Source organism: Massilia agilis (assembly GCF_024756255.1).
GTDB lineage: Bacteria > Pseudomonadota > Gammaproteobacteria > Burkholderiales > Burkholderiaceae_D > Telluria > Telluria agilis.
Genome location: NZ_JANUHB010000003.1, coordinates 179,399 through 197,752 on the forward strand (window position 1 = coordinate 179,399; position 18,354 = coordinate 197,752).

The following is an 18,354-nucleotide window of genomic DNA, read 5'->3' on the forward strand; positions in this document are numbered from 1 at the left end:
GTTCAGCCTGCCGACTCCCGGCCCGGTAAAAAATAACTGAACAACAAGCATGAGCAGATTGATCCCGATCGCCTGCCTGGCCGTGCTGGGCACGGCCGGCGGACAGGCGTTGGCACAGGACCAGGCGGCGCCGGCTGGCGCGCCTGCGCAGGAAGTCCAGGACAGCGCGGCCAAGGCGCCGGCGGCCGACGCAAAGCCCGAAGCCGCCCAGCGCCGCCGTCCGCCGGTGCGCGCCCAGAAACCCGCCACCACCGAGGGTGACGCCAAGGACACGCAGCAGGTGGTCGTCAGCGGCAGCCGCGATATCGACGTGCGCCGCGCCTCGACCGCGGCCAAGATGATCTTCGGCCGCGAAGAGCTGGACCGCAACGGCGACAGCAACATCGGCGAAGTGCTCAAGCGCCTGCCGGGCGTGACGATGGGCGGTGCCCCGGGGCGCGGCGGCGGCGGTGTGCGCATGCGCGGCCTGGGCAACGGCTACACCCAGATGCTGGTCAACGGCGAACGCCCGCCGCCAGGCTTCTCGCTCGAATCGATCCCGCCCGACCAGGTCGAGCGCATCGAGATCATGCGCGGCCCGGTGGCCGAGCACAGCACGCAGGCGATCGCCGGCACCATCAACGTGGTGCTGCGCGAGGGCTACACGCAGAAGGACAAGCAAATCCGCGTCGCCGACAACATCGAGCAGGGCCGCCACGGCGCCAACGTCTCGGCGACCATTCCCGGCAAGGCTGGCAACCTGACCTGGATGCTCAACATCGCGGCCATGCAGAACCGCCAGCACAACGAAAGCGACAGCCGCGACATCGACGCGCTGGACGACGGCACCGTGCAGCGCGAGCAGCTGATCCACGTGGACGGCAACGGCAAGTCGCGTGGGGTACACCTGTCGCCGCGCCTGTCGTACAAGTTCGACAATGGCGACACGCTGAACTTCCAGCCCTTCATCGTCGCCAACCGCAACGACAGCATCACCGACTCGTATGTGGACCAGACGATCGGCCTGGTGCCGCCCGAGTTCGCGTTCCAGCACGCCGTGTCCCACTCCAGCGGCAACATGGCGCGCGGCTTCGGCAACTGGGTGCACAAGATGGACGGCGGCGCCAAGCTCGACGTGAAATTCAGCGGCGGCGTCAACCACAATGAGAGCGAAGGCGTGCGCCAGAACTACGACGCGGCCGAGCGCCTGAATCGCGTGTACAACGACACCGACACGATCCGCCACCGCAGCTTCTCCACCGGCGGCAAGTACAGCCGCCCGCTCGGCCAGGGCCACAACTTCGCAGCCGGCTGGGATGCCGAAGCGGCGCACCTGTCGCAGGTGCATGTGGCCGAAGGCGACAACAACCCGCTGTACGACGAGTCGGGCGCGAACCTGACCGCCGACACCCGGCGCGTGGCGCTGTTCGCGCAGGACGAGTGGGACATCACGAGCCAGTGGTCGACCTACTTCGGCCTGCGCTGGGAAGGCATCCGCACCACCAGCAACAGCGTGGCGCGCGAGGTGAAGAACACCAGCAGCGTGTTCAGCCCCGTGCTGCACACGGTGTACCGGATTCCCGGCCACGACAAGGACCAGGTGCGCGCCAGCCTGACCCAGAGCTACAAGGCGCCGGCGCTGAACGACATGATCGCCGCGCCTTCGTTCTCGAGCGATAACCGCGCCACCCGCCCGGACCGCAGCGGCAACCCGAACCTCAAGCCCGAGCTGGCCAAGGGCATCGACCTCGCGTACGAGCATTACCTGACCCGCAGCGGCATCCTGTCGGCCAGCGCCTTCGTGCGCGACATCGACAACCTGATGCGGCGCCAGACCACGCTGCAGCAAACCAGCATCGGCCCGCGCTGGGTGTCCACGCCCACCAACATCGGCCATGCGCGCACCAGCGGCATCGAACTGGAAGCCAAGTTCCAGCTCGCCGAGTTCTTCCCGAACGGCCCGAACGTGGACGTGCGCTCGAACTACAGCCACTTCTGGTCGAAGGTGGACGGCATTCCGGGCCCCGACAACCGGCTCGACCAGCAGGCCAAGCAGACCGCCAACGTGGGCGCCGACTACCGCATGAAGGGCCTGCCGCTGACGCTGGGCGCGAACCTGAACTGGACGCCGGTCACCGTGATCCGCTCGGCGGTCCAGGAGCTCGACACCACCGGCATGAAACGCCAGCTCGACGCCTACGGCCTGTGGCGCTTCGGTCCCAACACCCAGCTGCGCGTCTCCGGCAACAACCTGTTCGCCCGCAAATACGAGACCGCGCGCGTCGTCGACACCAACGGCATGCTGCAGGCGATCGACACGCTGGCCCGCACCTACACCAGCGTGCGTGTGCAGCTGGAGCTGAAGATCTGATGCGCATGCTGCGTTTGCCAGTTTTTTCATCGGCCACCAAGAGCCGCCTTTTCCCCTGCTAACAAGAGAGACTATCCTGTGAAACGATACCTTCTGAGCACCCTGACCCTGTCCGTGATGGCGGCCTTCGCCAACGCGGCCGACAACGCCCCGGCTCGCACTTCCGGCATCGACGTCCAGTACATCGACTCGAGCGTGCGTCCCCAGGATGACTTCTTCAAGTACCTGAACGGCAAGTGGCTGAAGGACACCGAGATCCCGGCCGACAAGTCGAGCTGGGGCACCTTCATGCAGCTGCGCGAAACCTCGATCACGCAGGCGCGCGGCATCATCGAAGCGGACGCCGCGGCCAAGCACAAGCTCGGCACCGACGAACAGAAGATCGGTGACCTGTACAAGAGCTTCATGGACGAGAAGAAGCTGGAAAGCCTGGGCACCAAGCCGCTGGCCGGCGAACTGCACCGCATCGCGGCGCTGAAGGACAAGAAGGCGCTGCCCGCCCTGATCGCGCACCTGTCGCAGATCGGCGTGTCCAGCCCGTACGGGATCCGCGTTGCGCAGGACGCCAAGAACTCGACCCAGTACGCCGTGTACATCGGCCAGAGCGGCCTGGGCCTGCCGGACCGCGACTACTACCTGAAGAAGGACGACAAGCGCATGGCCGACGCGCTGGCCGAGTACGAAGAGCATGTCGCCAAAGTCCTGACCCTGGCCGGCGAAAAGAACGCTGCCCAGCAGGCCAAGGCCATCGTCGCCTTCGAAACCCAGCTCGCGCAGGCGCAGTGGACCAAGGTCGAACTGCGTGACCCGGTCAAGCGCTATAACAAGATGGAAGTGGCCAAGCTGGCCGAACTGGCGCCGGGCTACGACTGGAAGGCCGCGCTGGCCGGCGCCGGCGTGGGCAACAAGGTGGACACCGTGATCGTGGGCCAGCCGAGCTATCTGAGCGGCATGAACCAGATCGTGCAGAACGCCGACCTGGCCACCCTGCAGTCGTACTTCAAGTGGCACCTGCTGCGCGAGTTCTCGCCGTTCCTGTCCAAGCCATTCGTTGACGCGAACTTTGCGTTCTACGGCACCGTGCTGACCGGCGTGGCCGAGAACCGTCCGCGCTGGCAGCGTGGCGTGGCAACCGTCGAAGGCGCGCTGGGCGAAGCCGTGGGCCGCCAGTACGTGGCGCAGTACTTCCCGCCGGAGCGCAAGGCCCGCATGGAGGAGCTGGTCAAGAACGTGCTGGCCGCGTACAAGGACAGCATCGAGCACCTGGACTGGATGGGCGCCGATACCCGCACCCAGGCGCTGGACAAGCTGGCCAAGTTCACCCCGCACATCGGCTACCCGAGCAAGTGGCGCGACTACTCCAAGCTGACCATCAAGGCCGATGACCTGGTCGGCAACGTGATGCGCGCTTCGCAGTTCGCCCACAACCGCAACATCAGCAAGCTGGGCAAACCGGTGGACCGCGAAGAGTGGGGCATGACGCCGCAGACCGTGAACGCGTACTACAACTCTTCGCTCAACGAGATCGTGTTCCCGGCCGCGATCCTGCAGCCGCCGTTCTTCAACGCTGCCGCTGACGACGCCGTGAACTACGGCGCGATCGGCGCCGTGATCGGCCACGAGATCGGCCACGGCTTCGACGACAAGGGCAGCCAGTCCGACGGCGACGGCAACCTGCGCAACTGGTGGACCGACGCCGACCGCGCCGCGTTCAAGGCCAAGACCGATGTGCTGGACGCGCAGTACAGCGCCTTCGAGCCGATCCCGGGCTACCACGTCAACGGCCAGCTGACCATGGGCGAGAACATCGGCGACAACTCGGGCCTGGCGATTGCGTACAAGGCCTACAAGATCTCGCTGCACGGCCAGCCGGCCCCGGTGATCGACGGCTTGACCGGCGACCAGCGCTTCTACATGGGCTTTGGCCAGGTGTGGCGTTCGAAGATGCGCGACGCCGCGCAGATCGTGCAGATCAAGACCGACCCGCACTCGCCGGGCCAGTTCCGCGCCAACGGCACGGTGCGCAACCAGCCGGGCTTCTACGAGGCGTTCGGGGTCAAACCGGGCGACAAGATGTATCTCGAGCCGAAAGATCGGGTCTCGATCTGGTAAATTACGCGTTGTAAGCCGTCGTCCCGGCGAAAGCCGGGACCCATGCCGAGTATGCGAATCCGCTAACGGTGTATGGGTCCCGGCGTTCGCCGGGACGACGTTTTAGTGGTTTATCTTCCAAAACTACAAGTGGAGAAGAACATGAAACGTCATCTGCTCAGCGCACTGACCCTTGCGCTGATCGCCAGCGTTACCCACGCCGAGGGCACCGCAGCCAAGGCCAACGCCACCGCCTCGAAATCGGCTCCGGTCCTGTCGGCCGGTATCGCCATGCAGTATGTCGAGTCGTCGGTCCGCCCGCAGGACAATTTCTACGATTACGTGAATGGCAAGTGGATGCAGGCTACCGAGATCCCGGCCGACAAATCGGCCTGGGGCTCGTTCCAGAAACTGCGCGACGACACGCTGACCCAGCTGCACGGGCTGATCGAGAAGACCGCGTCCAGGCACGCGGCCGCCGGCACCGACGAACAGCGCATCGGCGACTACTACGCCGCCTTCATGGACGAAGCGAAGCTCGAGCAGCTGGGCCTGGCCCCGCTCAAGGGCGAGCTGGACAAGATCGCCGCGATCAAGGACAAGTCCGAGCTGCCGGCCGTGTTTGCGCGCATGAGCAAGCTGGGTGTGAACGTGCCGTACGACTTCGGCATCCACCAGGACAACAAGGATTCGACCAAGTACGTGGCCGACATCAGCCAGGGTGGCCTGGGCATGCCGGACCGCGACTACTACCTGAAGCTGGACGACGCCAAGCTGACGGCCGCGCGCGACAAGTACCTGGCCCACCTGGAGAAAACCCTGTCGATGGCGGGCGACGCCAACGCCACTGCCGACGCCAAGGCCATCCTGGCGCTGGAAACCGAGATCGCCAAGGCGCAGTGGACCAAGGTCGAACTGCGCGACCCGATCAAGGCCTACAACAAGGTCGAGCTGGCCAAGCTGGCCGACGTGGCCCCGGGCTGGGACTGGAACACCTGGCTGAAGGACACCGGCATCGCCGCCAAGACCAGCTACGTGATCGTGGGCCAGCCGACCTACCTGAAGGGCTTTGCCGACATCGCCGCCAAGACCCCGCTGGAAACCTGGAAGGCCTACCTGCAGCTGCACATCATCGACAGCTACGCCAACTTCCTGTCCAAGGCCTATGTGGACGAGCACTTCGCGTTCTACGGCACCACGTTGTCGGGCGTGAAGGAGATGGAGCCGCGCTGGAAGCGTGGCGTGGGCGCGGTTGAGCGCTCGATGGGCGAGTCGCTGGGCAAGCTGTACGTGGCCGAGTACTTTCCGCCGGAGCGCAAGGCGCGCATGGAAGCGCTGGTGAAGAACCTGCTGGCCGCCTACAAGCAGTCGATCGACAAGCTCGATTGGATGAGCCCCGCGACCAAGAAGGAAGCGCAGGCCAAGCTGGCCAAGTTCACGCCCAAGATCGGCTACCCGAACAAGTGGAAGGACTATTCCAAGCTGGTGGTCGCCAAGGATGACCTGGTCGGCAACGTGATGCGTTCGCGCGCCGTCGAGTACGACCGCGAGCTGTCCAAGCTGGGCCGCCCGATCGACCGCGACGAGTGGGGCATGACGCCGCAGACCATCAACGCGTACTACAACCCGGAGATGAACGAGATCGTGTTCCCGGCCGCGATCCTGCAGCCGCCGTTCTTCGATGCGAGCGCGGATGACGCGGTCAACTACGGCGGCATCGGCGCCGTGATCGGCCACGAGATCAGCCACGGCTTCGACGACCAGGGCGCGCAGTACGACGGCAACGGCAACCTGCGCGACTGGTGGACCGCGTCCGACCACAAGAACTTCGAGGCCAAGACCAAGATGCTGGTGGAGCAGTACAACGCGTTCGAGCCGCTGCCGGGCTACCACGTGAACGGCTCGCTGACCCTGGGCGAGAACATCGCCGACAACTCGGGTCTGGCGATCGCGTACAAGGCCTACAGGCTTTCGCTCAAGGGCAAGAAGGCACCGGTGATCAACGGCCTCACGGGCGACCAGCGCTTCTACATGGGCTGGGCGCAGGTGTGGCGCACCAAGATGCGCGAGCAGCAGCAGATCGTGCAGGTGAAGGTCGATCCGCACTCGCCGGGCCAGTACCGCGCGAACGGCACGGTGAAGAACCAGCCAGGCTTCTATGACGCGTTCGGCGTCAAGCCGGGCGACAAGATGTACGTCGCACCGAAGGATCGCGTGATCATCTGGTAAGCGCGCCAGCGCAAACGGAAAGGGCTGCTGCGGCAGCCCTTTTTTCATGCGCCCTGGTGTCGCGCGAGCCGCTCGCGCAGGCGCAGCTTCGCTTGTGGCCACTCGTCGTCGAGGATCGAAAAGTACACCATGTCGCGTGGCCTGCCGTTGTCGGCGATGAGATGGCGCCGCAAGGTGCCTTCCTCGAGCGCGCCGAGCGCGAGGATCGCCTTGCGCGACTGCGCATTGTGCGCCTCGGTCTTGAACACGACCTTCTGCACGCCCAGCGTCTCGAATGCGTGCGTGAGCAGCAGGAGCTTCGATTCCACATTGGCGCCGCTGCGCTGGAATGACGGCGTGTACCAGGTGGCGCCGATCTCGACGCGGCGGTGGGCCGGCGCGATGTCCATGAACCGCGTCGAGCCGATCACCGTGCCGCTCGCCAGGTCGACCACGGCGAACGGCAGGCTGGCCGCGCGCGCCTGGTCGGCCAGCGCCGCGCGCACATAGGCGCGCATGTCCGCTTCGGTCTCAATGGGCCGCGGCTGCAGGCGCCACAGTTCCGGGTGCAGGCCAGCGACGGTCAGGGCCGGCACATGCTCGAGCGTGAGCGGCTCCAGCCGAACACGGGAGCCCAGGAGCGTAACGGGGGATAGGTTCATGTGCTAGCGGGCCGCGTTCGGCCATAAAGGTTGAAGACCCATGCTGCGTTCAATCGTGTAGCGGCGCCGCCGCCAGCTCGGCGTCAGCATGGGTTCCCGCCTGCGCGGGAACGACGGGTTGGCGTTCCAGTCCCTGCAGCCACGCCCACCACGCCGCCGTCGCCACGAGCGCCAGCACGAACACCACCACCACGAACGCCGGCGTGCCAAAGATGACCGGTTCTGCCAACACGCCGCGCGCCAGCAGCCCGTTCAGCACCACGAACTTGTATGCGAACACCACCAGCAGCGGCATCACGCAAAAGCCAGCGATGATCGTGCCGCGGCGCGGCTTTGCCAGCGCGCGCCAGGCAAACCAGATCGGCGGCCCGCAAAGGAGCAGCGTCATCGCCACCGCCAGCCAGCGCGACTGCGGCACCGTCACTGCGCCTTCCAGCAGCTTGGCCAAAAAGCCGCGCTCGTCGCCGCCACCCATCAGCGCCGTGAAGATGCGCGCAAACGGCAGCGGCGCGAACACCAGCGTGAAGCCCATCGAGCGGCCGGCTGGGGTGGCGGCGCGCATCAGCACCCACACGCCGGCCCACATCACCAGGTAGCTGAACAGCGGCCCGGCGATGCCTGCGGCGAGCGCGAAGCCGTCCATGCCGGCGCAGCCGTGCACGTTGTTGAAGTCGCGCGGGCCGAAGCAGCCATAGATGAGCCAGTTGGTGGCCATGTGCGACTGCTCGTGCAGCTCGCTGATGACATCGTTCAGCGCGAAGAAGGCGAAGCCGTATTTCCAGCTCAGTTTCAGGTCCACGTTCGTCCCATCAGGAGAAGTCGATGGGCGATTGTAACCTAATGTCAATACAACACTTACGGCGCCGTGGCCTCGTAGGCACCGATATCGAGTACACCCACCACCGGCCGCGACACGCCCGACGCGACATGCCTGTATTCCGCGCCCGGGTTGAGCGGCACGCCGCTGGCGGCGTAGCCCGGCGCCGACGCGGCGTTGATGATGAGGACGTTCGACACCGGATGCAGGTCGTAGTGCGCGCGGTCCACGAAGGCCACGCTAGTGGCGCGGTAGTTGGTCTTCTGGACTGCCGCGCTCTGGTTGGTTACGGTGCCCACGCCGCTGAAGATGTTGTTCTGCAGGAGCGCGCCGCGCGTGACGCCACTCCCCATCAGCACGAAGGTGCCGCCGCCGGTGTAATCGTTCAGGAAGGTGTTGTTCACCACGTACAGGTCCTGCGCCGGATTGGTTGCGCCTTCCTCGCCGTACGCGATCATGTTCGGGTTGCTGTTGGCGGCCGGCTGCTCGATCACGTTGCCGATGATGTAGGAGCTGCCCGCATTCGGCAGGTCGATCTCGTAGCTCGGTTTGCCCGCGGCCGTGCTGCCGGTCTCGCCCGGCGCCAGGCTCGAGAAGCGGTTGTACGCGATCATGTTGGTGCGCGCGCGCGACTTCAGGTTGTGGCCGCCGTTGGCGTCGTGCGAGTAGTTGTAGCGGAAGGTCAGGCTGGCCACGTTGCCGATGTAGAGGTTGTGCGTGTAGCCGGTGCCGTAGCCGTTGTGGCCGAATTCGCTGTACTCGATGGTGATGCTGCTGTTGGTGTTGGGGTTGCTGAGGATGCCGTTCTCGTTATCGTGCAAAAAGGCCTGGCGCAGCGTGAAGTCGGTGCCCTCCAGGCGCAGCGCGGCGCCGTTCTGGTCCGGCACCCTGGCGCCCACCATCTCGACGTTCTGCACGGTGACGTTGCTGCCCTCGATCACCCAGGTGCCCTTGCCGAGCGCGTTCTTGCCGGCCGCGTCGATCTTCGGGCGGCCGTTCACGCCACGGATGGTCAGGTTGCTGGGGTAGATGGCGCAAACGTCACCGCTGTAGGTGACGCCGCCGGTGATCTCGACGATGTCGCCCGACTTGGCTGCCGCGAACGCGCGGCACGGTGCGGCGTAGCTTTTGCCGGGGCCAACCGACAAGGTTGCGGCAGATGCCGAAGCGGCGCCGGCGAGGAGCAGGGCGGGGAAAATGAGGACGTTTCGGTGTTTCATGATCGAATGACAAACCGCTGCGAGGCGGCAATCTTGAACAGGGAAAACGGCCGAGGTTACGCGCTGCCTGCAGGAAAAGCCGTAAGCGATTGTAACGGTAGCAATTGAACAAGGCGGGCCGGTCACGGTAGGGTGGGCAGGTTTCTGCCCACGCGTTCAGCCAGCGCTGGCGGCGCCTCGCGGTACGCCACTGTTGAACGCGTGGGCGGGAAACCCGCCCACGCTACGAGTGCCGTCGCGATCAACGCGGCACGATCGCGAACTGCGGCGCCAGGCCGTAGTTCGGCTTGACCGAGCGGTTCATGAACACCGTCCACGCGCTCTTGCCGGGTGCCCCCAGCGCGTCGGCCGCATAGGCCAGTGCCGGCTGCAGGTTCGACGGGTAGCCGGTCGCCTCGGCCGAGTAGCCGGTCATCTCGCCAACCTTCAGCTTGAGCGCGGTGGCCATCTCGGCGCTGGCGCAGGACAGGGCGTTGAACGTGGCCGTATGGCTGGTCTTGTAGGCCTGTCCCATGGTCGCGTAGTACGGGCTGGTGGAGGAGTCGCGCACGATCAGCGTGTAGATCGAGCCGTCCACCCAGCACGCGCCATCGGCGGTCATGCGCGAGACCGGGAACTTCGATTTCCACGCCAGCAGCGGCTGCGCCTTGGTGAAGCCCAGTTCGGCCGCGTGGCCGATCGCGGAGGTGAAGAAGTCATCCTGCCACGGCGCCATGCCGGTGCCGTTGTTGTACACGAGCGAGTAGCCGTTGACGATGATGCCAAGCTGGTTGGCGGCCGCGTTGTTGGTGTAGGTCTGGTTGAACCAGTCCAGGTTGCTGTTGACGATCTGCGTGAAGTGCGCCTTCAGGCGGTCGTTGTCGGGCGTGATGTAGGCCGCTTCGGCCACCGTGCGCATGGTCCAGGCCTGGCCGCGCACCTGGTCGGCCAGCACCAGGCCCTTGACGTTCTGGCGGTAGCCCGGGTTGGACGAGAACGCCGCCCACATCGCCCAGAACTGCAGCTCTTCCAGGTAGTAGTAGTCGCCGGTGAGCAGGTAGGGCAGGTAGGCCAGGTTCGGCATGTGCGCGCTGTCGTGCGTGTACGGCGTGGTGCACGCGGTGCTGCTGGCGCAGGCCGGGAAGGCTTCGTACTTTCTCGTGACCGGGTTGTAGGTGTCGCCGATGCGGCCCAGGATCGTCATGTACGGGTAGTCGATCAGGCTGACCGGGCGGCCGGTGTTCTTGTCGCGGTAGTGCGCGGACCAGCTGCCGGCGCCGTCTGCGGTGCCCAGCGTGACGTCGCGTGCGCGCTTGTCCATCGAGAGCAGCCAGGTCGCGGCCCAGCCGGGCAACAGGCCGATGTCGTCGCGTCCGCCAGTCTGCGGCATGTACGCGGTGGCCAGGCCAATGCCCATCGGCTCGGTGATGGCGCCGGTCCACTTGGCCTGCAGCGCGGCCAGCTTGGTTTCTGGGATGGTGACGGTCTGGTCGTAGTTGGGCAGTGCGCGGGTGGCGATCAGGTAAGCCGCGTTGTGCTTGACGTTCACCTCGGGCGCGGTGCCGTTGTACCAGAAGACCTTGCGCCAGCGGGCGTGGTTCAGGTGGTTCAGGCCGGTCTTGGCATACACCTCTTTCGCGCCGACGAGCACGCTCGCGTCGTAGGTGATGTTCTGCGGGTTCGGTTCGTAGGCCCAGTCGTTTTCGACCGTGACGTCCACCCGCGCCTTGCTCGCGCCCGGGTACCAGCGTATCGCGAAGCGGGCGCTCAGGTGCGGGTGCCTGGTGCCGTCGGCCGCGGTGAGCGGGGCGGACACTTGCCACTCGCTGGCGACCGGACCGGACAGCCAGGTCTGGTACGGGCCTTCCTTGAGCAGGTCGTCGGCGAAAGCCTCGTAGCGCACGCCGTTGATGGTGGCGTGCACCGAGGCCGAGAAGCCGGCGCCCAGCAGGTCGTCCGGGGTGGAGGCGCCGGCGCTGGCGGCGGTGCCGGACTTCACCAGCGACATGGCATTCGTTTGCCCGGCCGCCAGGCTCGGCAGCACGGCGGAGATGACCGCATGGCGCACCGAGCCGTCTGCGTGCAGGGCCTTGACGTCAACCTGCAGCGCAATGGTGGTGCCGTCCGAGAGGCGGCCGACCAGGCCATCGGCCGGACTGAGCGCGCCTTGCGCGAACACCTGGCCGAAGGTGACCGGGACGTTGGCCTGCGCCAGCTGCGGGTTGGTGTTCTCGAACCGCACGTCGGTGAGAACGCCCTGGATGGCGGCAGAGGTGCCGGAGGCGGTGGTGGTGGCTGTGCCGGTGCTTAGCTCAGCCGCGAGGACGGTGGCTTTGCCTGTCTGGGGATCCGAGCCGCCGCCGCAAGCGGCCAGCGAGGAGGCGATAAAGATGGCTGGCAGCACCTTGGCTGCCGAGGTGTGCAGTGGAAATTTCATGGCGATCTCTTCAGGACTTGTTGCCGTGGCTTTTCGCCGAAGCGGCCACTGTGGAGTCCTTTTAGGTTACGCCAAGGAAATTGTTTGGCACAGGAAATTATCTCAAGCTGTTCAATTTTTTGCCCAAATACAACACAACTTTATCTGAAATCTAACAAATATTATTTGTCCAAAATGTCAATTTTGATGTTTTTCTACTGGTCGTTAACAGAATGAGCACGAAAAAAAACCGCCCATGCGCGGGCGGTTTTTTGGGGCAGGACGGACTGGCTTATTTCGCCGCGGCCGCCATGTAATCGACGGCTGCCTTGACCTCGTCGTCCGAGGCGGTCGAGCCACCTTTCGGCGGCATCACGCCGGCCTTGCCCTGGAAGCCCTTGATGGCGTGGTCATACAAGACGTTGCTGCCTTGCTTGATGCGCGCAGCCCAGGCGGCCTTGTCGCCGAACTTCGGTGCGCCGGCGATCCCAGCGCCGTGGCAAGCCTGGCAGGTCGAGCTGTACAGTGCCTTGCCGGCGTCGGCCGAGGCCGCTTTCGGCTGGGCTGCGGCGGCAGGAGCCGCTGCCGGTGCCGCTGCGGCTGCCGGCGCGCTTGCTGCCGGGGCTGCTTCTGCCGGGGCGCTGGCCGCTGCGGCCGCGCCGGCCGGTGCTTCCGGCTCCTTGAAGTTGGCGCCAGCCTTGTTGGCCATGTAAGCGACGGCGCGAGCGACTTCGACGTCAGACAGGTCAGGATTGCCGCCCTTGGCCGGCATGGCGCGAATGCCCTGGGTGGCGTGCTGGACCAGGGTGTCGAAACCTTGAGCAATGCGTGCGCCCCATGCGCCGGCGTCGCCGAACTTCGGTGCGCCAGCCGCGCCGGTGCCGTGGCAGGCGGCGCAAGTGGTGTTGTAGATGGCTTCGCCGGTCTGCAGCACCTTGGGCGCGTTGGTGTCCTTCAGCGTGTAGCCCTGCTCGGCCACCGGCTGGATGCGCTGGGCGACTGCCTCGGGGCTCTGGCTCTCGGTACCGGCGCCGGTCAGCTTGCTGCTGGTGGCGTAGGTGACCAGCAGGATGATGCCGATGATGATTACGAGGAAGAAACCAGCGACCACGGCGATGAGCTGCTTCGGGGTCCGGATGAAGGATTGATGTTCTTTGTGTTCGTCGCTCATGATTTCCTTAATACAACAATTAAAAAAACCTGTCCGCCGGCCCGTGCGCAGGCAAGGATGCCAGCTTGCAACTGCCGCTAAACGGCCGATTATAGACCCTCCGTCAACCTTTTGGAACGCAATTCAGTCGAGCGGGGCCGGTTTCCATGGACGGGGAGGGCGGATTTACTGTATGCTTCGCATCACTTCGCAGTTCCCCTCAGCGGCTGTAGCTCAGTGGATAGAGTATTGGCCTCCGAAGCCAAGGGTCGTGGGTTCGATCCCCGCCAGCCGCGCCATCCCACCAAAAAAATCACGCGTGTTGCCCCCGTGGGGTGCTCACGTCGAACTCCGCCGTCTGGCGCAGCAATTCGGGCATGCCGGATCAATATCGGCCGGAGCGAAATGGATGGGATACGGACCAACCGCACCCGGCAGGCTCAGCTGCGGGGTACGGTTAGTTCCGAGTGGCAGACCTACTCAGACACCACAAGGCAAGCATGCCGGCGTGGTGTATCCCAGGCTTTGCGCCGGGACGATGGTGGTCGAGAGCGGCATCGGCAGTGGCAGCTTGACCAGCGGGAAAACCGATTCGGCGGTTACGGCGTCGCAGCCGCTACTGTTCACCGGATCGCAGATGCGCGCGCGCACCAGCCGGATGCATGTGGGCGCATTGGCATCGGCCGTACAGGTGGCGAGGTTTTTCGCCGGCGTCTCGGGCAGCGAGGCGGTGGGGATGACTTTTGGCGTCGTCGATCCGTCCGGGTTCCTGATCAGCGCCAGGTAGTCGATGCGCACATGCTGGTCCGTCACCGGCGGCGCCAGCAGCAAGGAACCCGCCGAATTGCGAAAGATGGCGCGCTGGCGCACCAGGGTGAGTGCAGGCTCATGAAAGTCGCTGTTGGCGGCCCCCACCGCCGCGCGACGCGTCACTTCTTGCAGCGTGTTGATCACATACATCGCCCGCGCCAGCTCCATGACGCCGAAGATAAACAGAAGAAATGGGATCATGATAAACGCAAGCTCGACTGCGGCAGTGCCTTGTTGCCGGCGACGGGTGGCGACAGGTGGCCGCTCAAGGACCGACATAGTTCATCTCCGAAATCGCAAGCACGGGAAAGCCGTCCGCCCCAGCATAAGAAACGTGGAAAATCGGGTCGTACATGAGCGTGCCGACTCGCACGGCCACGGTGCTGGGACTGCCAATGCCGCAGGGAAGTGGACGGCACTCGACAGTTGGTGCCACGGGGTATTCCCCGCCAGGGTTGAGCTCCGCCACCTCCGACTCGGCAATGAATTTCGCAATACTCACCGCGTCCAACGCCTTCGAATAATTCTTCATGTCGTGCGACGGAACCGTCGCGAGATACCACGCTGCATCATGCGCAGCCTTTTGCATCGTCGTGTAATGCCAGAATACGCGACTGAAGAAGAGCGGAACCGTCAGCAGCATGACCAGCAGCACCGATAGCATCGCGAATTCAACCGCCGCGACCCCCTGTTGTGACTTCCCGTTGCGCGTCGTCGGTCTCATTGGTAGAGCTCCATTTGGGTTCCCATGGTATTTTCCGAAGCGATTCCTGCAAACTCCGCATACAAGCTGGTCGAGGTCGCAGGGGCGGTCATGAAGAACCTGCCAATTGCCAGCACCTTGGCCGTTGATCCAGGAACGGGGCACTCAAGCAAAGGCACATACAACAGGCGCCGGTTGCGAATTCCGGGCCGGTGCGACGCCGTTGGCGGGGCCAGGAAGTTTGCCCCCGAGGTCGCCCAGTAGGGCGTTGGCGCCGAACTGCTGGTTGGGTAGCTGGCTGTTGCCACCGGGCGCCCGGGGTCGTACAAGGTCTTCCAATCACTGACACCAAACGGCACATAACCGCCGCTCGGCTCCGTTGCTCCCGGAACGTAAGAGGAATAGGGAACCGCTTTCGCGTACGACCAGAGAACGCCATAGTCGCCCGCCGTATTGCTTGACGGCGCTGGCAGCGGATCTGCGACAGTCCAGAGCTCCCCGCCAGAGGCCAGCGAGCGCGCCGATTGCGTCCCCGGTACCGGTGACATCCACGGCACCGCGCCGGCGACCGAACGATCGTAAGCCTTCACGTTCGCGTCCGGCGGGGCCGAATTCGGACTGCACGCCCCGGCCGGATAACTGTCGAAGCGCGAATTGAAGTGCTTGTACAGGTCCGCGATGGGGAAGCCCCTGGCCACGGTGACCGATTTGTTGACGATTCCTCGTGCAACCATGGAACCCGTACAAATGAAGGCGCCCACGGTTGCTTCATCCATGACGCCGGAGATGGGGCTGATCATGAAATTCTGGGCGGTCGTTCCATTTGGATTCAGGTTCATCAAATCGTAGCCAACCCCGCGCCGGAATCCATATTCGACCAGCTCCGTATTTGGCGGGGCCAGGCTGGGCGTGGCCGAACCCGGATTCAGGCGCGCGGTAGCCGCATTGGACGACATTGCGCATATACCAAACGGGACCGCCGCCAGTTGCGACGGGCCGGCGATCGCGGTCGCAGACATGTTCAGGGACGCACTTGGCGAGACCACGTTCATGAAAATGGTGTAGACATGGCTGACGGCGTAGCCCAAGGCGGTCGTGTCGATCTTCACGAACTTCACTCCCTGCGGATTCGAGGTGGCGACATCGAGCGTGACCCATTCGCCGGTCAGGCTGTCGCTGAAGGAAATGGCGTCGTCGGACCAGGGCGCCAACGTGGAGTAGTTGTAGGCAAGCCTGCGGACGGATGCGCTGGCCTTGTTCTTGGCATTCGTAATCCCGGCCGCTGTCCCGTTCAGCTCGTGCGCGGCGGCAAGCGCCGCGGCGTTGGCCAGTTGCTGGACCTCGATCTTGCGGTTGTATGCCCGCGACAGGTCCCAGCTGAAGCCGAGCAGCGCAAAGAACAGGAACAGCGCGCCGGAAAACATGATCGCGATCGAGCCCGCCTGCGAACGGCGCCGCGGTAGCGATGGGCCCGGCAGTGGCGGGGTGCGAACCAGGGTGCCGTTTGCATACATCAATGACATCAGGACTCCTCGGTGTAGTCTTGCGGCCGTGAATCTCCTTCGAGGAAACTTTAGTTCCGTCAATTTTTTTGCGCTTGATGAAAATCAGTAACTAACCCTGCACTGGCCGGAGGGGAGGCGCTCAACCCTGCGGCGGCGTCGCTTGTGTGCCGCTCGCGCGCTTCGGCGTGCGTCGCCTTTGCGTTACCGCGCGACAGCTTAATTCGGCGAAATGTAGCATCGAGTCATTGTCACGCTGACAATTGATTTGGAGGAGACATGAAAAAGCTGATTGCCGCTGCAGGGGTGCTGGCAGCCGTGGCCGGTTGCGCGACCCGTCCCGAAAAGATCGAACCAAGTTTCGTTTCCGACGCGTCGTACATGGCGACCGAGTGCGCACAGCTGGCCGAGCGCATGACCGACGCCAGGGCCCGGCTGCAGGATTTTTCGGCCAAGCAGGAAAAGAAGGCCAACCTCGACGCTGCCTTCGTGTTTTGGGTGCTGGTGCCCGCCAGCCTGTTCACCGGCGACTACGCTGCCGATGTCGCCAAATCCAAGGGCGAGGTCGCCGCGATCGGGGCGGCCCAGGCCAGCAAGGGCTGCACCGCCATTAAGGCCTGACCCAAGCTCTCGCAAGCGCACGCGGCCGCGCCCAGCTGGCCCGTGCAACCCGTTTCCTCCCGCCTCCCCACCCGTCCAATCGTGCGCCGTCCAGTCGAGCTCAAGAACTAGGATTAGCTCAACAGCCAAGGGGTGCGCACGATTCAATTCGCCCCGGAACTTGAATTTTAGAAAATGCTACTATTGCACCGTTGTTTCCGATAAGCCAGAGATGATTTGACAATCTGGTGCGGGGAACGGAGCAACCTCGCCCGTCCGAAATAACGGGCCAATTTTTCGGCAACTGCGTGTTTCAGGCAACGAACTGTTGTGATGAAGCGACGCGACAGCGATGTTCATGCTCAGGATCGACGCCGCCACGACCACCGTGGCGAAGCATCCGCGCAGTGCCGTTAGTATCTTTTTGATATCGCAACAAGAATTAAAGTAGTGCAGTTTTGACAATCTCGACGAGATCGGCGCCATTGCGGCGTGGTGTCAAAGACTTGCACTTGTGCAACTCTTTTGAGAACGGAACCGAACATGAAAGCAGATGAGGTCGTCGCAGTAGTAGGTCTGGGATATGTCGGCTTGCCGCTGGCAGTGGAATTCGGCAAAAAGGGCAGGACGATCGGCTTTGACCTGTCCGCCACCAAGGTCGAGAACTACAAACGCTTTGTGGACCCGACCGGCGAGGTTTCCACCGAGGAGCTGAAGGCATCGCGCCACCTGGAGGTGACCACCGATCCCGCCATGCTGGGCCAGGCCGATTATATCGTGGTGGCCGTGCCCACCCCGGTGGACATCGCCCACAACCCCGATTTCACCCCGCTCGAAGGCGCCAGCCGCACCGTCGGCGCCCACATGAAGCGCGGCGCGATCGTGGTGTACGAATCGACCGTCTACCCCGGCGCGACCGAAGAGGTCTGCATCCCGCTGCTGGAAAAGCATTCCGGCCTGAAGTGGAAGGACGACTTCCACGTCGGCTTCTCGCCCGAGCGCATCAACCCGGGCGACAAGGAGCACCGCCTGACCACGATCCTGAAGGTGGTTTCTGGCGACGACGAGGAAACGCTCGAGCGCGTGGCCGGCCTGTACGAGTCGGTCGTGGCCGCCGGCGTGCACCGCGCCTCGAGCATCAAGGTGGCGGAGGCGGCCAAGGTCATCGAGAACACCCAGCGCGACCTGAACATCGCCCTGATGAACGAGCTGGCGATCATCTTCGACAAGGTGGGCATCGACACGCTGGAAGTGCTCAAGGCCGCCGGCACCAAGTGGAACTTCCTGCCGTTCCGCCCGGGCCTGGTGGGCGGCCACTGCATCGGCGTCGATCCGTACTACCTGACCCACAAGGCCGAGATGATCGGCTACCACCCGCAGGTGATCCTGGCGGGCCGCCGCATCAACGACGGCATGGCCAAGTTCGTGGCCGAGAAAACGGTCAAGAGCATGATCTCGAGCGGCTTTCACGTGAAGGGCTCGAAGGTCAACGTGGTGGGCCTGACCTTCAAGGAGAACTGCCCGGACCTGCGCAACTCCAAGGTGGCCGACATCGTCCACGAACTGGAGAGCTACGGCTGCGACGTGCACGTGCACGACCCGGTGGCCGACGCCGAGGAAGCGCAGCACGAGTACGGCATCAAGCTGGAAAGCTGGGACAGCCTGCCCAAGGCCGATGCGCTGATCGTGGCCGTGCCGCACAAGGAAGTGCTGGCGCGTTCGCTGGTCGATTTCGAGTCCCGGCTCAACGAAGGTGGCTGCTTCATCGACGTGAAGTCGCAGTTCGACCCGAAGGCGATCAAGGAAGCCGGCTTTTGCGTCTGGCGCCTGTAAGCACCGCGATTTG

The 18,354-nt window shown here is 64.3% G+C and carries 13 protein-coding genes and 1 tRNA gene; 6 read left to right on the forward strand and 8 right to left on the reverse strand.

The annotated features are described in order from the left end of the window. Nucleotides 1–49 precede the first annotated feature (49 nt). The 3 genes from NX774_RS14405 (at nucleotide 50) to NX774_RS14415 (ending at nucleotide 6,670) form a co-directional block, all read left to right on the forward strand. Nucleotides 50–2,350, forward strand: a complete 2,301-nt coding sequence (locus NX774_RS14405) for a TonB-dependent receptor plug domain-containing protein (RefSeq protein WP_258822935.1) — start codon at nucleotides 50–52, stop codon at nucleotides 2,348–2,350. A 117-nt stretch (nucleotides 2,351–2,467) separates the two neighbouring features. After that, nucleotides 2,468–4,462 (forward strand): M13 family metallopeptidase, encoded by a 1,995-nt coding sequence (locus tag NX774_RS14410; protein ID WP_258823365.1) that lies wholly within the window; start codon nucleotides 2,468–2,470, stop codon nucleotides 4,460–4,462. A 141-nt stretch (nucleotides 4,463–4,603) separates the two neighbouring features. Then, entirely contained in the window at nucleotides 4,604–6,670 is a 2,067-nt protein-coding gene (locus tag NX774_RS14415; protein ID WP_307731285.1) for a M13 family metallopeptidase, read from the forward strand. 44 nt (nucleotides 6,671–6,714) lie between these two features. On the opposite strand, the gene NX774_RS14420 is transcribed toward NX774_RS14415, so the two are convergent. The 5 genes from NX774_RS14420 to NX774_RS14440 all read right to left on the reverse strand — a co-directional run bounded on the left by NX774_RS14420 (nucleotide 6,715) and on the right by NX774_RS14440 (nucleotide 12,914). After that, nucleotides 6,715–7,311 (reverse strand): GNAT family N-acetyltransferase, encoded by a 597-nt coding sequence (locus tag NX774_RS14420; RefSeq protein WP_258822936.1) that lies wholly within the window; start codon nucleotides 7,309–7,311, stop codon nucleotides 6,715–6,717. Nucleotides 7,312–7,360: 49 nt separating this feature from the next. Then, the gene (locus tag NX774_RS14425; protein WP_258822937.1) at nucleotides 7,361–8,110 is read right to left on the reverse strand and encodes a hypothetical protein; all 750 of its coding nucleotides are present in this window, start codon (nucleotides 8,108–8,110) and stop codon (nucleotides 7,361–7,363) included. 56 nt (nucleotides 8,111–8,166) lie between these two features. After that, complete coding sequence (locus NX774_RS14430) at nucleotides 8,167–9,348, reverse strand: hypothetical protein (protein WP_258822938.1); 1,182 nt, start codon at nucleotides 9,346–9,348, stop codon at nucleotides 8,167–8,169. Between the two features lie 241 nt (nucleotides 9,349–9,589). Next, a complete protein-coding gene (locus NX774_RS14435; protein WP_258822939.1) occupies nucleotides 9,590–11,764 on the reverse strand; it encodes an RIFT barrel domain-containing protein in 2,175 nt (724 codons plus the stop codon). A 271-nt stretch (nucleotides 11,765–12,035) separates the two neighbouring features. Then, nucleotides 12,036–12,914, reverse strand: a complete 879-nt coding sequence (locus NX774_RS14440; protein WP_258822940.1) for a c-type cytochrome — start codon at nucleotides 12,912–12,914, stop codon at nucleotides 12,036–12,038. Nucleotides 12,915–13,116: 202 nt separating this feature from the next. On the opposite strand from NX774_RS14440, the gene NX774_RS14445 reads away from it, so the two are divergent. Continuing rightward, a tRNA-Arg gene (locus NX774_RS14445) sits at nucleotides 13,117–13,192 on the forward strand. Between the two features lie 181 nt (nucleotides 13,193–13,373). Here NX774_RS14445 and NX774_RS14450 read toward each other — a convergent pair. The 3 genes from NX774_RS14450 to NX774_RS14460 are packed head-to-tail and all read right to left on the reverse strand — an operon-like array spanning nucleotide 13,374 to nucleotide 15,929. Then, complete coding sequence (locus NX774_RS14450; RefSeq protein WP_258822941.1) at nucleotides 13,374–13,982, reverse strand: TadE/TadG family type IV pilus assembly protein; 609 nt, start codon at nucleotides 13,980–13,982, stop codon at nucleotides 13,374–13,376. After that, nucleotides 13,969–14,427: a TadE/TadG family type IV pilus assembly protein gene (locus tag NX774_RS14455; RefSeq protein WP_258822942.1), complete on the reverse strand. Its 459-nt coding sequence runs from the start codon at nucleotides 14,425–14,427 to the stop codon at nucleotides 13,969–13,971. Before NX774_RS14455 ends, NX774_RS14450 begins: the two co-directional genes overlap by 14 nt. Further along, on the reverse strand, nucleotides 14,424–15,929 hold the full coding sequence (locus tag NX774_RS14460; protein ID WP_258822943.1) for a pilus assembly protein TadG-related protein: 1,506 nt from the start codon (nucleotides 15,927–15,929) through the stop codon (nucleotides 14,424–14,426). The genes NX774_RS14455 and NX774_RS14460 overlap by 4 nt, the downstream gene beginning before the upstream one ends. Before the next feature lie 258 nt (nucleotides 15,930–16,187). Here NX774_RS14460 and NX774_RS14465 point away from each other — a divergent pair, with 258 nt between their 5' ends. Further along, a complete protein-coding gene (locus NX774_RS14465; RefSeq protein ID WP_258822944.1) occupies nucleotides 16,188–16,529 on the forward strand; it encodes a hypothetical protein in 342 nt (113 codons plus the stop codon). Nucleotides 16,530–17,051: 522 nt separating this feature from the next. Further along, nucleotides 17,052–18,341 carry a nucleotide sugar dehydrogenase gene (locus NX774_RS14470; RefSeq protein WP_258822945.1) on the forward strand — a complete coding sequence of 430 codons (1,290 nt, stop codon included), beginning with the start codon at nucleotides 17,052–17,054 and terminating at the stop codon, nucleotides 18,339–18,341. Nucleotides 18,342–18,354 lie beyond the last annotated feature (13 nt).

What these genes read in the sequence shown, in the direction of transcription:
- NX774_RS14470 (WP_258822945.1), top strand. Translation starts at nt 17,052, where the DNA reads ATGAAAGCAGATGAGGTCGTCGCAGTAGTAGGTCTGGGATATGTCGGC.
- NX774_RS14450 (WP_258822941.1), bottom strand. Translation starts at nt 13,982, where the DNA reads ATGTCGGTCCTTGAGCGGCCACCTGTCGCCACCCGTCGCCGGCAACAA.
- NX774_RS14415 (WP_307731285.1), top strand. Translation starts at nt 4,604, where the DNA reads ATGAAACGTCATCTGCTCAGCGCACTGACCCTTGCGCTGATCGCCAGC.
- NX774_RS14410 (WP_258823365.1), top strand. Translation starts at nt 2,468, where the DNA reads ATGGCGGCCTTCGCCAACGCGGCCGACAACGCCCCGGCTCGCACTTCC.
- NX774_RS14465 (WP_258822944.1), top strand. Translation starts at nt 16,188, where the DNA reads ATGAAAAAGCTGATTGCCGCTGCAGGGGTGCTGGCAGCCGTGGCCGGT.
- NX774_RS14430 (WP_258822938.1), bottom strand. Translation starts at nt 9,348, where the DNA reads ATGAAACACCGAAACGTCCTCATTTTCCCCGCCCTGCTCCTCGCCGGC.
- NX774_RS14420 (WP_258822936.1), bottom strand. Translation starts at nt 7,311, where the DNA reads ATGAACCTATCCCCCGTTACGCTCCTGGGCTCCCGTGTTCGGCTGGAG.
- NX774_RS14455 (WP_258822942.1), bottom strand. Translation starts at nt 14,427, where the DNA reads ATGAGACCGACGACGCGCAACGGGAAGTCACAACAGGGGGTCGCGGCG.
- NX774_RS14435 (WP_258822939.1), bottom strand. Translation starts at nt 11,764, where the DNA reads ATGAAATTTCCACTGCACACCTCGGCAGCCAAGGTGCTGCCAGCCATC.
- NX774_RS14460 (WP_258822943.1), bottom strand. Translation starts at nt 15,929, where the DNA reads ATGTCATTGATGTATGCAAACGGCACCCTGGTTCGCACCCCGCCACTG.
- NX774_RS14440 (WP_258822940.1), bottom strand. Translation starts at nt 12,914, where the DNA reads ATGAGCGACGAACACAAAGAACATCAATCCTTCATCCGGACCCCGAAG.
- NX774_RS14405 (WP_258822935.1), top strand. Translation starts at nt 50, where the DNA reads ATGAGCAGATTGATCCCGATCGCCTGCCTGGCCGTGCTGGGCACGGCC.